This window comes from Bacillus sp. JJ1609 (assembly GCF_036967045.1).
GTDB lineage: Bacteria > Bacillota > Bacilli > Bacillales > Cytobacillaceae > Mesobacillus.
On the sequence record NZ_JBALSS010000024.1, the window covers coordinates 138996 to 153251 of the forward strand.

11 protein-coding genes, 1 pseudogene, 1 riboswitch and 1 other annotated feature are annotated in these 14256 nt (G+C 40.6%); of the genes and pseudogenes, 3 read left to right on the plus strand and 9 right to left on the minus strand.

Going from position 1 to position 14256, the window contains the following annotated elements; translation table 11 throughout:
- Positions 1–269: 269 nt before the first annotated feature.
- Entirely contained in the window at positions 270–1529 is a 1260-nt protein-coding gene (gene tyrS / locus V7654_RS17055; RefSeq protein ID WP_335431879.1) for a tyrosine--tRNA ligase, read from the minus strand.
- Between the two features lie 83 nt (positions 1530–1612).
- Positions 1613–1830, minus strand: a binding site (T-box leader).
- A 141-nt stretch (positions 1831–1971) separates the two neighbouring features.
- On the opposite strand from tyrS, the gene V7654_RS17060 reads away from it, so the two are divergent.
- From V7654_RS17060 to V7654_RS17070, 3 genes are all read left to right on the plus strand, one after another.
- Positions 1972–4857 (plus strand): transglycosylase domain-containing protein, encoded by a 2886-nt coding sequence (locus V7654_RS17060; protein ID WP_335431881.1) that lies wholly within the window; start codon positions 1972–1974, stop codon positions 4855–4857.
- 180 nt (positions 4858–5037) lie between these two features.
- Positions 5038–5139: riboswitch (purine riboswitch) on the plus strand.
- A gap of 132 nt (positions 5140–5271) precedes the next feature.
- Positions 5272–5871 (plus strand): xanthine phosphoribosyltransferase, encoded by a 600-nt coding sequence (locus V7654_RS17065; RefSeq protein ID WP_335431883.1) that lies wholly within the window; start codon positions 5272–5274, stop codon positions 5869–5871.
- The gene (locus tag V7654_RS17070) at positions 5868–7181 is read left to right on the plus strand and encodes a nucleobase:cation symporter-2 family protein (protein WP_335431885.1); all 1314 of its coding nucleotides are present in this window, start codon (positions 5868–5870) and stop codon (positions 7179–7181) included. The genes V7654_RS17065 and V7654_RS17070 overlap by 4 nt, the downstream gene beginning before the upstream one ends.
- A 256-nt stretch (positions 7182–7437) precedes the next feature.
- Here V7654_RS17070 and V7654_RS17075 read toward each other — a convergent pair whose 3' ends face one another.
- The 8 genes and pseudogenes from V7654_RS17075 to acsA form a co-directional block, all read right to left on the minus strand.
- Entirely contained in the window at positions 7438–7668 is a 231-nt protein-coding gene (locus tag V7654_RS17075; protein WP_335431886.1) for a glutaredoxin family protein, read from the minus strand.
- A gap of 175 nt (positions 7669–7843) precedes the next feature.
- Positions 7844–8023 (minus strand): annotated as a pseudogene (locus V7654_RS17080) (GNAT family N-acetyltransferase); the annotation flags it as partial.
- Between the two features lie 14 nt (positions 8024–8037).
- The gene (locus tag V7654_RS17085; RefSeq protein WP_335431887.1) at positions 8038–8730 is read right to left on the minus strand and encodes a diphthine--ammonia ligase; all 693 of its coding nucleotides are present in this window, start codon (positions 8728–8730) and stop codon (positions 8038–8040) included.
- Between the two features lie 231 nt (positions 8731–8961).
- Positions 8962–9741, minus strand: a complete 780-nt coding sequence (locus V7654_RS17090) for an alpha/beta fold hydrolase (protein WP_335431888.1) — start codon at positions 9739–9741, stop codon at positions 8962–8964.
- A 206-nt stretch (positions 9742–9947) separates the two neighbouring features.
- Positions 9948–10490 carry a GNAT family N-acetyltransferase gene (locus V7654_RS17095; RefSeq protein ID WP_335431889.1) on the minus strand — a complete coding sequence of 181 codons (543 nt, stop codon included), beginning with the start codon at positions 10488–10490 and terminating at the stop codon, positions 9948–9950.
- Positions 10491–10759: 269 nt separating this feature from the next.
- Positions 10760–11215 (minus strand): NUDIX hydrolase, encoded by a 456-nt coding sequence (locus V7654_RS17100; RefSeq protein ID WP_335431890.1) that lies wholly within the window; start codon positions 11213–11215, stop codon positions 10760–10762.
- Positions 11216–11275: 60 nt separating this feature from the next.
- Positions 11276–12079, minus strand: coding sequence for a VanW family protein (locus tag V7654_RS17105; RefSeq protein WP_438825319.1), 804 nt, complete (start codon positions 12077–12079; stop codon positions 11276–11278).
- Between the two features lie 203 nt (positions 12080–12282).
- The gene (acsA, locus tag V7654_RS17110; protein WP_335431892.1) at positions 12283–14001 is read right to left on the minus strand and encodes an acetate--CoA ligase; all 1719 of its coding nucleotides are present in this window, start codon (positions 13999–14001) and stop codon (positions 12283–12285) included.
- Between the last annotated feature and the right edge of the window lie 255 nt (positions 14002–14256).

Sequence of the window (14256 nt, forward strand, 5' to 3'; positions counted from 1 at the left end):
CACAAGTTGCGGAATAATGGATGAAAGTTGCGGGATTTCAGGATGTACTTGCGGAATGACATTGGAATCTTGCGGGATTTCGACAAAAAGTTGCGGAATTCAAGAAGTTTTAAAACAATTACAGCTTCAACTTTGTCTCCAATTTCCAAAAACAACCTTATATCTGCTTTAAATACTGTATTAAGCATAATTTCACAACCAAAAAACAGTCTCCCTGCAACCGAGGAAGACTGTTTTTTCATTAAGCACTTGCTATCAACGCAGCTGCCTTAGTATTTAATCATGAAGTATTTCTTTTTGCCGCGGCGGACGATAGTGAATTGACCCTCGATCTTGTCTGCTTCACCAAGGACATACGCTGTGTCTGTGACACGATCTCCATTCAGTGAGACAGCGCCGTTACTGACATCTTCACGAGCCTGCCGTTTAGAAGGAGAAATTTTGGCTGCAACCAGCAAGTCAACTAGCCCTAATTCCTCTACCCCTTCTACTGTAAAAGAAGGAACGTCTTTGAAACCTTGTTTGATTTCATCTGCAGTTAGATTCTTTACATCGCCACTGAATAATGCTGCCGAAATCTTGATAGCCTGCTGAAGTGATTCATCTCCATGTATGAAGCGAGTCATTTCCTCGGCAAGAGTTTTCTGTGCCTGTCGAAGATGCGGTTCTTCTTGGACGGATTTTTCCAATTGCTCGATTTCTTCCTTCCCAAGGAAAGTGAAGTATTTCAGGTATTTGATTACATCAGCATCAGCTGTGTTGATCCAGAACTGGTAGAACTCGTATGGAGAGGTTTTTTCGGAATCGAGCCATACTGTTCCGCTTTCAGATTTACCAAACTTCGTTCCGTCTGCCTTCGTAACAAGCGGAATCGTCAACCCGAACGCCTTCGATCCTTCAGAAGACATCTTACGGATCAGTTCAAGGCCAGTTGTGATATTGCCCCACTGATCGCTTCCGCCAATCTGTAATTTGCAGCTATGTTTTTCGTATAAGTGAAAGAAATCCATTGCCTGCAGGATGGTGTATGTGAATTCAGTAAAAGAAATTCCTGTTTCGAGCCTCGAGGCAATCGTATCCTTTGCCAGCATGTAGTTCACGCCCACATGCTTCCCGAAGTCACGAAGGAAAGTAACGATATCCATTGAGCCTGCCCAGTCATAGTTATTGACCATCAGCGCGCCATTTTCACCTTCAACATTAAAGATTTGCTCAAGCTGCTTCCTGATACCCTCAACATTCACTTGAACTTGTTCAAGCGTCTGTAATTTACGTTCTTCACTTTTGCCGCTTGGGTCTCCAATCAAGCCAGTTGCTCCGCCAACAAGTACAATCGGACGGTGGCCTGCATTTTGGAAACGGCGAAGTGTCAGAAATGGCAATAAATGCCCAATGTGCATGCTGTCTGCAGTTGGATCAATACCACAGTATAAAGAAATCTTCTCTTTAGAAAGTGTATCCTTGATTCCCTCTTCATCTGTCTGCTGGTAGATGATCCCGCGCCACTCTAGATCTTTTAATAAATCCATATATTCTTCCTCCATTCAAAAATAAATCCTGGGTATCCGGCAAAATCTTTTTTAGCCAAATAAAAAACGCCCCTGCAATAAATTGCAGGGGCGCTATAAATGCGCGGTACCACCCGGCTTGAAAACAAATTTGTCTTCCACTCAGTAATGTAACGGTTAAACCGGCCGCAGCTACTATGTCTTCAGTTCGCTGGCGGCGCTCGGGGAGGTAATTCATCCTTCTGTTTGTACCGGCTCACAGCACCCGCCGGCTTTCTGGAACATTGACAGAAGCACTACTAATTCCCTTCAAAGCTTTTGCTATAAAGTTAATAAAGCATTTTTACCATAATAACATATCCGTTGTCAAATCCGACATAAATTTTCAGAAAAATTCAGATTCGAGTCTTTTCGACTACATGTTTATGCTATAATGTATGTGATTTTAGGGGGAATGATACGAATGCAAGAAGAAAAACAGCCTTGGAAAGAGAAATTAAAATCCTTGGGTGCTTTTTTTACGAATAAAAAAACCGTAAAAGGAGCTAGGATTACCTATTCGGTTATCTGGAACATGGTGCTGTTATTGATCATTGTCATGGTGCTCGGTGCTGGATTTGCGGGTGGTGTCGGTGCAGGCTACTTTGCATCCCTTGTTAAAGATGAACAAATCAGGCCTTATGAGAATATGAAAAAAGACATATACAACTACGAAGAAACATCTGATTTATATTTTGATAACGAAGTTTATCTTGGAAAGCTCCGTACTGATCTATACCGTGAGGAAGTTAAACTGGATGACGTCTCGGAGCATTTGGTAAATGCAATAGTGGCAACCGAGGATGAGTATTTTTATGAGCATGAAGGTGTTGTTCCAAAAGCAATCATGCGTGCACTCTTCCAGGAAGTCACAAACTCGTCGACATCCTCCGGAGGAAGTACACTGACCCAACAGCTCATCAAAAACCAAATCCTTACGAATGAAATTTCTTTCGAACGTAAAGCAAAAGAAATCCTTCTCGCGCTTCGCCTCGAAAAATTCTTCGATAAAAAAGAGATTTTGGAAGCATATTTGAATGTCGCAACCTTCGGAAGGAATGCGAACGGCAGTAATATTGCGGGTGTACAGGCAGCGGCTAAAGGAATCTTCGGCAAAGATGCCAAAGATCTGACTTTGCCGCAGGCAGCTTTTATCGCTGGACTTCCTCAGAGCCCGTTCGGGTATACGCCGTTCAGCAGCAATCATGGAATTCTCAAGGATGAAGCCGGCCTTGAACCAGGACTTACAAGATTAAAAACAGTACTTACCAGAATGCATGGTGCTGGCTTCATCACAGACAAAGAGTTCAATGAAGCAATCAACTATGACATTACTAAAGACTTTGTAAAAGAAGTACCGAGTGATAATACTGTTGAAGAATACCCGTACCTCACTTTTGAAATCGAGGCCCGGTCTGTAGAAATTTTAGCCAAAATCCTTGCTGAACGTGATGGCTATGAAGCAGATGATTTAAAGCAAGATGAAAATTTAAGAGCAGAATATCATGCGCTGGCAGACCGCGACCTTCGCCAGAATGGCTATAAAATTTATTCGACCATCAACAAGGATATCTATAACAAAATGCAGAAAACTGCCAAAAACTATGCTTATTACGGCAGTGATAAGCCTCAGGAAGTTCCGGATCCTGACGACCCAAATAAAACGATTACTATTCAAGAACAGGTTGATGTTGGCGCTGTAATGATTGAAAACAAATCAGGTAAAATAATCAGCTTCGTTGGCGGACGTGATTTTGACAGACAGCAATCCAATCACGCGACCTATACCACAAGGCAAAACGGTTCAACCATGAAGCCGCTGCTTGTCTATGCTCCAGCGATAGAATTAGGATCACTGAGTCCTGGCAGCGTCCTTCCAGACGTTGAAGTATTTTTGATCGGTCCAGGAAAAGCCTGGCCGCACAACTATGACATGAAATACAGTGGATTAACTTCGGCAAGATATGCATTGACAAAATCTTATAACGTTCCTGCAGTCCTTGCCTATAAGAACATCCTAGGCAAAAAGCCTGCCAATTTTCTGGATAAAATGGGCTTTTCTAATTTAACAAAAGATGATTATTCCAATCTTTCAACTGCAATCGGTTCATTGCAAGGTGGAGTCACGGTAGAAGAAAATACGAATGCATTTGGTACATTCGCAAATGGTGGGAAATTTATTGATGCCTATCTGATTGAAAAGATCGTTGATAAGCAAGGAAACATTATTTTTCAACATAAAGCAGAACCCGTTGATGTGTTCAGTCCGCAAACAGCATACTTAACGATCGATATGATGCGGGACGTTATCAGAAGGGGAACAGCAACCGCTGTAAATGGCCGTCTTAAGTTCGATTCAGACTGGGCCGGCAAGACAGGAACCGGGCACGAATATTATGATTCATGGTTCGTCGCTACAAATCCGAATGTGTCCATGGGTGTTTGGCTTGGCTATGACCATAATAAGCCACTTGAAAAAAGCTATAGGGGCCTTTCATATGGTGTCAGGACTCAGTACATATGGGCAGATTTAGTGAACGATGCTTATGATGTAGCTCCTCAGCTGGTCGACCCGGCCGAACACTTTAAAATGCCAGGCGGAATTGTCAAAAGAGCATATTGCGCAGTATCAGGATTATTGCCTTCAAGCGCTTGTTCAAAAGCAGGCCTTGTAGAATCCGATTACTTCATCTCAAAGTACGCGCCAACTAAAGTCGATGACAGTCTCGTTGAAAGCAAATTTGTTTATGTTGGCGATAAGCGCTATCTTGCACTTGATTCAACTCCGGCAGAGTTTGCTGAAACAGGCGTAATCCTGAATCCAGCGTATATGGAAAGCATAATAGGCCATAAAATCAGAAACCCACAGCAGCTGATTCCTAATAAGGATGCTTGGTCTAAAATTCTTGTGGCGGATGATAAGCTGAGTGAGAATGGAAAAACACCTGCATCACCAGGAATCAAGCTTTCTGGCAATACAATTACATGGGGAAAACACCCTGAAAATGATATCGTCGGCTATCGAATTTACAATGGAAAACAGAAGGTCGGCAGCATTAAAGCAGGAGCAGACTTAGTATTCAAGGCAGGCAGCGGTGCCTTCTATGTGACCGCCGTCGATATTGCCGGAAAAGAATCTGCACCCTCCAATATCGTTGAGATTGGAGTACCTAAAGATCCAAAGCCAGCGGATCCTCCAACGGATCCTAAACCAAAGGACCCTCCTCCTACTGATCCAAAACCGAAGGATCCTCCTACACCCCCACCACCAGGTGGCGGTGATGGCAACGGCGGAGGAAATGGGAATTAACATTTATTCGTAAGACCAAAACCCGTATCCTTTTGGATACGGGTTTTGGTTTGAATTGTAAAAATGATTATTTCTGGCAAGATACTGTAAAAACCACGAATGTTTAAGGTGTTTTTTAAAATTTAGTTCGGCTTTTTCATCATTTTTTGTTGAACTAATTTTTAATGGTGTTATAATAACAATAAATTAATAAGATTCACTCATATAATCGCGGGGATAAGGCCTGCAAGTTTCTACCGGATTACCGTAAATGATCCGACTATGAGTGAGCAATGTCAGGGTGGTAACACTACCCTCTATTCGCCTGTATGCTTAACAGTCCAAAGGCCATTGCTTCACTCATTTTATGATGTGAAGGCATGGTTTTTGGGCTTTTTGTATTTTAATGGCTCTCACCTAAAGAGGAGGAATAACATGGAACTGCTAATTGAAAAGATAAAAAACGAAGGGAGCGTCTTGTCTTCATCAATTCTAAAGGTAGACTCCTTCTTAAACCACCAGATCGATCCGCAGCTCATGCTTGAGATTGGAAAGGAATTTGCCGGACGATTTGCCGATTTCGGGATTACAAAAATACTAACTATTGAATCATCTGGAATTGCTCCTGCTGTTATGGCCGGTCTTCAATTACAAGTGCCAGTTGTTTTTGCCAGAAAAAGAAAATCTTTGACTCTCGTAAATGATTTGATCACATCATCTGTTTACTCTTTTACCAAGGAAGAAACCAGTGAAATTTCTATTTCAAATAAATATCTATCAGAAAACGATAAGGTGCTGATCATAGACGATTTCCTCGCAAACGGACAAGCGGCATTAGGCCTTGTAGAAATAGCGATTAAGGCTAGGGCATCTGTAGAAGGAATCGGAATTGTTATAGAAAAAGGGTTTCAAGATGGCGGACGCATTCTTCGAAATAAGGGCTTCCAGGTTGAATCATTAGCGATAGTAAACTCTCTTGAACACGGCATAGTCAGCTTTGAGAATTCAACTGAGAGAAAGGCGGAATTGGCGTGAAGAAACAGAACCCATTCAAAATTGCTTCATTAGGAATCCAGCATGTATTGGCAATGTACGCAGGAGCGGTTATTGTTCCTCTAATTGTTGGAGGAGCCCTTGGATTAACAGGGGAACAGTTAACCTATTTAGTTTCGATTGATATTTTCATGTGCGGTATTGCTACCCTATTGCAGGTTTGGCGCAACAAGTTCTTTGGTATAGGCCTCCCTGTTGTATTAGGCTGTACCTTCACTGCAGTTGGGCCGATGATCGCCATTGGTGGGCAATACGGCATTTCTGCAATCTATGGCTCCATCCTTGTATCAGGTATATTTGTAGTAGCAATTTCAAAGTTCTTTGGAAAGCTGGTTAAATTTTTCCCTCCTGTTGTTACTGGCTCTGTAGTAACTATTATCGGGATTACTTTAATCCCAGTTGCGATGAATAATATGGCTGGAGGACAAGGAAGTCCGGACTTTGGTTCTCTTTCAAACATAGGTCTTGCATTTGGGACATTGCTATTCATTATTTTGCTATTCCGCTTCTTTAAAGGATTTATTCGTGCAATTGCCATTCTGCTTGGATTGGTTGCGGGAACGATCGTTGCTTATTTTATGGGAAAGGTGAATTTTGCAGCTGTAGCAGAGGCTTCCTGGTTCCATATGCCGTCTCCATTCTACTTTGGGATGCCGACTTTTGAGGTAACAGCCATTCTGACGATGATTCTGGTAGCAATGGTTAGTTTAGTAGAATCAACAGGAGTGTATTTTGCACTGGGAGATATTTGTGAAGAAAAGCTTGAAGAAAAAGATCTGTCAAATGGTTATCGTGCCGAAGGGCTTGCGATTATCCTTGGGGCAGTCTTCAACGCATTTCCTTATACCACGTATTCTCAAAATGTAGGCCTTCTTCAGCTGTCAGGGGTAAAGACAAAGAATGTCATCTACACAGCTGGAGTATTTCTTGTTCTGCTCGGGCTGGTACCGAAAATTGGCGCATTAACTACCATTATCCCTACACCTGTTCTTGGAGGGGCAATGGTTGCGATGTTTGGTATGGTAGTCGCCTATGGAATTAAAATGCTTAGCAAAGTAGAGTTCGCATCACAGGAGAATTTATTGATTATTGCCTGCTCTGTTGGGATGGGATTGGGCGTGACAGCCGTTCCGGAATTATTTGACCAAATGCCTTCCAGCATCCGTATACTTACCGATAATGGGATCGTGGCGGGCAGCTTAACTGCTATTGCATTGAATCTAGTATTCAACGTTTTTAAAGGAAAAAAAGTAGTTCAGCAGGCTACTTTTGCGGAACAGAAGGCTTCTTAAGCCGATGAGATAATTCAATTACAAGAAGCTAAAATCGCAGTTTAAAAGATCAAAAGAATCATTTTGTGGCATCGGATAATCCGATGCCTATTTTTTATCATGGTTAATTCCCTGTTTATATATCTTTTTATTTTTTCAACCCAGATAAAATAATATCTTTGTTATACTTCATCCCTTATATTAAGAAACTTCCTAAACTCGTCAAAAAAGATTAGAAAAGCAAAAAAGAGGTCTAAGCCTCTTTTTGCATAACCGCCTATTTCACATACTGCATCAGTGTTTCGGGATCAAAGCCGAGGACCCAATGGCCATTTACCTTTGTCTGCGGTACGCCCATCTGTCCGGTTTCCTCGACTAGCTTTTGGGCTGCAATAGGGTCTAACTGCACATTTACTTCTTTGTAGTCTAATCCTTGATCCTCAAGGAATTGTTTCATCATTGTGCAGTACGGTCAAGTATTGGTTGAATAGACAGTGATATCGTTCATTCTGCATACCTCCTTATAATTTTTAAGAGCAGTTTGATTTATCCCGGTAATATTTTCAATTAGCCTGGCATTTGCATAAAAGCATTACTGGGACACAATTTTGTTTTTCCCTATTTTTAATAAAAATAACAGCCAGGAGTTTACCATCTTCAGCTTACTAAAGATGTTTTAGGGTTTAATCGATGATTCTTCCCCTCAGATAAGTGTTATAGTATTTTCCGTCTGCTAGGGTTCTATCTTTTTTCATTAGACCTTTTATTTCAAAACCGAGTCTTTTATAGAGTTCGATCGCTTTTTCATTCGTCTCCAGAGCATTATTTAACACTATTTTTTTAATGCCCTTAGCGTCTGCCCAACACCCAATATTGGTTACCTGTTGTGCATCGGAATTAAATCTATGTATAAAAATCGTTCTTTTTTAGTGGTATAGTCTGGTGTTACTTTCTGATCACCTAATTCAAACTTAATTGGAAATTTAAAATTTGGACCGTCAAACACAAAAGAGTGGAACTCACCGTTCTCTCCGCATAGATCATGTGTTTCTTTAGGATACTCTCTAATAAACTCCCTGTCATATACTCTCCCCGAGAAGGTTTTATCTAATTTATCCATATCAATACATGTTATTACGGTTTTAAAACCAAGGTTTATAAACTCATGACTTAACTCCTCTACAGGTATTTCCCACAGAGGAAAGAGTGGGGTTATTCCTGTCCCCGAGAGCATTTTTTCTCTATAATTCCGTACATCCTTAAGGTGAATATCACCAAAGGCGATATGAGTGACTCCGTCTTCCTTCATATCTGCAACAGCTTTGCCCATAATTTCCTGATATTTTTCATTTGGACATTCCTGCGGTATCCAGACTTCTCTTAATGGAATGCCCAAGGACTCGGCCTGCTGCTTAAGCAGCTCATACCGGACTCCATGAGTAGTAACGCGGTTGTATCCTTCTGTAAGAGTCACTAACAATGAATCAATTTCGTATTCAGGATTATGTTGTATTTTAAATAAGGCAAGGGTGGAATCCTTGCCACCACTAAATCCCATCACAATCTTCATATTGGCTCTCCCTTGCTATTAGCATAATTATAGTGACTTTTTTCCCACTTCTATTTGCTTGAATCATAAAAGTTTTTCATAGGGATTAGATGGTTTTTCATAAGCAATTCACCTGCTTACGTTCCTTTTATGTTTAATAAGTTCAACATAAATGTCCATTAATCCTCTTCGTACCCTGCCGAATAGGATTGATCATTACACCAGCTTTCTCCCATCATAATAAATGGTTTATTAAATAAATTGTTTCAATAGGAGGTTAAACTTGTTGCGCTCTTCCCAAAAGGCACCATGGCCACTATAAAGAAAAGGGACAAGCTGTGAATTTCTTATTTTTCGATTCAGCTCCTGTGCTTGTGCAAACGGGATAACTTTGTCATGAATCCCGTGAATAATTAAGGTCGGAGCATCAATTTTCGGAAGATCAGCATCCAGCTTTTCATCCCTTAATAAAATTATGACTGAAGCTGTCGACCAACCTGCCGCTTGTAAACCCATTTGGAAAAACCATTCTGAAAATTGAGGAGTAATATACTGAAAGAAAAAGGTATCCGTTACTCCCTGTATCATCTTAGGACGGTCATTTACCGTATCATTAAGCAATTTATCAGCCGTTTCCGCAGAAAAGCCTGTCGGAGCTGCGGCATCAATTAATACAAGCTTGGATACTCCGTAACCTTTGTGCCGGGACATGTATCTGATGGCGATCGAACCTCCCGTAGAGTGGCCAACTAGAGCGAAATTATCTAGCTGAAGTTGTCCTATTACAATCCTGATGTCATCCGCCAGTCTGTCAAAAGTATATCCACTCATTGGTTTATCCGAATTTCCAAAGCCCCTCCAGTCTATTCCAATGCACCGGTAGCCCATTGAGGGAAGAACATCAAACTGATATTCAAACTGTTTATGGCTTAAAGGCCAACCATGTAAAAATACTATGGTTTTGCTTCCGCCTGGATTAATATCTTCAACAAACAATTTCACACCTGGTTCTACAGTAACAAAGTATCCCATGTCCATTCCTCCAATTAATGTAGCTCTAAACCCAGAATATTCATTCTTGAAAATAAGGTGATTATCTACCCACTGTGGTCCAGAGAATCGACAAAGAGTGAAATTATGAACTAGGCTCAATATAAAAAGGTGGATTAATCCCTCTAGGATTAATCCACCTTTCGTATTTCCATTAGCGAACTATACTTCTAATAAAATCTTTAATCCTATTGATTTATAATCCCATAATATACTAGATCTTCATATCGATTTTCTTTCCTCACATGGTCAATAAAGGTCCCTTCTTTTTTCATGCCTAGTTTTTCCATCACTCTTCCGGAAGCAGGATTTGAATAAAAGTAACGAGCAAAAACTTTATGGTATTCCTTTTCATCAAATGCAAATTGCAATATAGCTTGCGCTGCTTCTGTAGCATATCCATTTCCCCAAAATTCTTCACCAATCCAATAGGCTATTTCACCATTCTTAAACTTTTGGTTGTTAGTTAGCGCGATAGCCCCATATAATTCTCCTCTTTCCTTATCTGTGATCGCAAATTCATAAGTTTTATCAGCATTAAAATTATCAAGATGATGCTCAATCCACGATAAAGCATCATCTAAAGAGTATGGATAAGGCAGGTACAAGGTATTTTTATAGATATTATAATTATTACAAAGTGTAGTAACATCTGCTGCATCAGATTTTTGAAACAATCTTAGTTTCAGCCTTTTAGTAGTAATGGTTTTATTTTTATAATCATATACCATAAGAAATCCCCCCCTAAATCGTTGAAATAGTTCTAATTTCAACTAATTTAACTACTATTTTCACAGAAAAAAGGCGATAACCTTTACTAAGCTATCACCACATTTACTTTAAATAGAGTTCTTCACAATCTTTATCAATAGTCTCGCTTAACGAATTAAATTTTCAATTTTGAAGGCTGTGTTAAATTCGACTGTTGATGTCCGCTCTAGGCACTTGCTTTCCGCTCCAATCAACAGGTGCAAAAAATCAACACTGACCTTTAACACAGCTATTTTGAAAAGGAAAATGAATATTGTTTAATAAGATTTTTTATTAAAGGGTTCAATTCTTCCGGTAACTCATTTACCTTGAAAAACTTCGCCTCAGTTGTTTCTTTGCCGTCTGGGTTAAGAATTCCGCCTTTAATTTCATTTGTAACATAAGCAATTGTAACTGGATAGAATTCATCACCATTTGGTAATTTAACATAGTGCTGTTCCCCGGAAAAAACACCTACTAAATCAAGCTTACCAATTTCAATTCCTGTCTCCTCTATAACTTCTCTTCTTCCAGCTTCCTCAGTTGATTCTCCTAATTCGATAAATCCCCCAGGAACTCCCCAAAGTCCATCTCTTCGCTTTTGTAATAACAATTCACCTGTCTCATTCATTACACCTACTGCAACTCCAACCAATATTAGTGGTTGAGTTCCAACTTTATTCCGTAAGTCCTCAATGTAACCCATTACTACCTCCTGAATTAGAAATTGTTTAAACCTGCTTGCAATAAGTGCCTGCAGGGATCCTTATAGAAATTTTTCTTCAAGTACTTCATATTTCACTTCTGAAAAGTTTTTAATAAGAAGGGCTTCTTCTACGCAATTCCCTGTCCTTTTATCAACGACCTTTCGCCAAATTTCATTTTCACGAAAGGTTTTGTTGTTTTCTTTAACAAAGCGATGTTTTTTCTCCAGAATATGATAAGAGAATCCCCAATCGGCATCTGAGTAAATTGCCCCTTTTAAATGCTTGCTTGTAACCCAGGTTCTAATTTGGAACGAATGATTTGCAGGATTTTTAAACCGTAAATCTATGTAATTGTAAAACACACTTGCACCACTTCCGAATGGCAGCACTCTGCCTTCATCAGGAAAAGGATCGAAGCTATGATGGTGCCTTTCTACTATCTCTAATGGAGTATGAAGAGCCATCCAATAAAGCAGGTTCGCTAGTTGACAGATTCCACCGCCAACACCTGTTTTAACTTCTCCCCTGGAAAGCTGCATTCCCTCAATATAGCCTTTTCTACCTGTTGTTTTTCCGACTAATGCCCAAAAGGAAAAAATTTCTCCAGGTCTTATGATAATGCCATCGATTTTACTAGCCGCAAGCTTTAGATTATTGATTTTATTTTCTTGGAGCTGTGGGTCACTATTGCCCAGTTTTCTTCTCAAGAGGGATTGATGCTTCTTGCAAGTGAATGGATAGGATTCCTTACAATAAGTTTTTGCAAATTCTTTTTGGTACTTTAAATTATGAATAGATCGGAAAAGCTGCTTTTGGCTGATTCTGAGATGATAAAAAATAGGATGAATCTCTGAAAGTCTCATATTCCACCTCTGCCTCTATTAGCCAAACTTCATAGCCAAATCCTTTTATTACCATTTTAGCACAAATCAAATTAAATATTTTAATATTTCAGAACAATATTAACGAACCCACATCCTTAAAGGATGACGGTTCATTTTTTACATGAGATTACAACAAAAAGAGCGTGAAATAAATCCACGCTCTTTTTGTCATTATCAATTTATTAATCTTCCATCGTAGATAGGTCACCAGTAGGAAGATCAAGTTCCCAAGCCTTTAAGACACGACGCATAATCTTACCGCTTCTTGTCTTTGGCAGCTTGTCACGGAATTCAATTTCACGTGGAGCAGCATGAGCTGCCAAGCCTTTTTTAACAAACTGGCGGATTTCTTCAATCAATTCATCAGACTGCTCATAGCCGTCACGAAGAGCGATGAAGGCCTTGATGATTTCCCCGCGGACTGGATCCGGCTTGCCGATGACACCAGCTTCAGCAACAGCAGGGTGTTCAACAAGCTTGCTCTCAACCTCGAATGGACCCACGCGTTCTCCTGATGTCATGATAACATCATCAATTCTTCCTTGGAACCAGAAGTACCCTTCCTCATCCATATAAGCCGAGTCACCGGACACATACCAGTCGCCAGGCATGAAATAAGATTCATATTTTTGCGGGTTGTTCCAGATGGTTTGCATCATGGACGGCCAGCCTTTTTTGATTGCCAGGTTGCCCATTCTGTACGGAGGCAGTTCATTGCCCTGGTCATCGACAATCGCTGCCTTTACGCCAGGAATCGGCTTGCCCATTGAGCCTGGCTTGATTTCCATGCTTGGATAGTTGCAGATCAGCTGAGCACCTGTTTCTGTCATCCACCATGTATCATGGATACGGAGGTGGAATACCTTCATGCCCCAGCGCACTACCTCTGGGTTAAGAGGCTCACCAACGCTGAGAATATGGCGAAGTGAGCTGAGGTCGAATTTCTTCACTACCTCGTCCCCTGCACCCATAAGCATCCTGAAGGCTGTAGGGGCACTGTACCAGACAGTCACTCCATACTCTTCTATCATTTTATACCATGTTTCTGGATTGAATCGGCCGCCAATAATGACATTCGAAGCTCCAGCCAGCCATGGTCCGAAAATTCCGTATGAGGTACCCGTTACCCAGCCCGGGTCAGCCGTGCACCAATATACATCATCTTCCTTAAGGTCAAGGACCCATTTAGCCGTCTGATAATGCTGGATCATTGCGTTGTGGACATGGAGAACTCCCTTCGGCTTTCCAGTCGAGCCAGACGTATAATGTAAAATCAAGCCATCCTTGCGGTCAACCCACTCGACCTGAAGCTTGCTGCTCGCTTCGGATAATTTTTGTTTGAAATCGATGAATTCTCCGTTGTCGTCAAGATTGTCCCCAACTAAAAGAACATGCTTTAGATTAGGCAGTTCACTGACTGGCACCCTTTTCAAAAGTTCTGGAGTCGTCACCAATACCTTCGCTCCGCTATCCTCAAGCCTGTCTCGAACTGCACCTTCCATGAACGCTTCGAATAAAGGCCCAACGATGGCACCAAGCTTGATGGCGCCAAGAACGGCAAAATACAATTCAGGAGAACGAGGCATGAAGATGAATACACGGTCCCCTTTTTCCACATCCGCATATGTTTTAAAGACATTCCCAGCTTTGTTGGTCATGTCCTTCATTTCTTTAAAAGTGTACTTTTCTTTGCGTGTTCCATCCTGATAATAAAGAGCGATTTTGTTTTTTCTGAAGCCCATGGCATGACGGTCAATTGCCTCATAGGCTAAATTCACCCTTCCTGTTTCATGCCAGGAAAATTCTTTTTCCGCTTCAGCCCAATCGAATTGGCCGTGGAACTCCTCATAATTCTTGAGATTATGATCCCCTTGTGTAACTGGTAGCGCTTCCACTTTCATATACCCATCCCCCTTGTCTTTTTTATTTAAAATACATTATAGTATAAAAATTCGCTTTTCTCAATTTTAAAAATATTTATATAAAAATATTAAGTCCTCCCCTTAAGGTCATCACCTTTATAACAGCTGGATTAATCAAATGGCATTAGGCGTTGAGAAATTATTATGAAAGGTTTTGTTTATACTATTCTTATAGAAACATTAAAATATGCTTGAAGAGTTGTAACTATTTTACGAAAGGCTCTGTTAAAGCTG

Bases quoted from the DNA above. Each gene is read 5' to 3' on its own strand.
- tyrS (WP_335431879.1), bottom strand. From the start codon at position 1,529: ATGGATTTATTAAAAGATCTAGAGTGGCGCGGGATCATCTACCAGCAG.
- V7654_RS17060 (WP_335431881.1), top strand. From the start codon at position 1,972: ATGCAAGAAGAAAAACAGCCTTGGAAAGAGAAATTAAAATCCTTGGGT.
- V7654_RS17065 (WP_335431883.1), top strand. From the start codon at position 5,272: ATGGAACTGCTAATTGAAAAGATAAAAAACGAAGGGAGCGTCTTGTCT.
- V7654_RS17085 (WP_335431887.1), bottom strand. From the start codon at position 8,730: ATGAAGATTGTGATGGGATTTAGTGGTGGCAAGGATTCCACCCTTGCC.
- V7654_RS17090 (WP_335431888.1), bottom strand. From the start codon at position 9,741: ATGGGATACTTTGTTACTGTAGAACCAGGTGTGAAATTGTTTGTTGAA.
- V7654_RS17095 (WP_335431889.1), bottom strand. From the start codon at position 10,490: ATGGTATATGATTATAAAAATAAAACCATTACTACTAAAAGGCTGAAA.
- V7654_RS17100 (WP_335431890.1), bottom strand. From the start codon at position 11,215: ATGGGTTACATTGAGGACTTACGGAATAAAGTTGGAACTCAACCACTA.
- V7654_RS17105 (WP_438825319.1), bottom strand. From the start codon at position 12,079: ATGAGACTTTCAGAGATTCATCCTATTTTTTATCATCTCAGAATCAGC.
- acsA (WP_335431892.1), bottom strand. From the start codon at position 14,001: ATGAAAGTGGAAGCGCTACCAGTTACACAAGGGGATCATAATCTCAAG.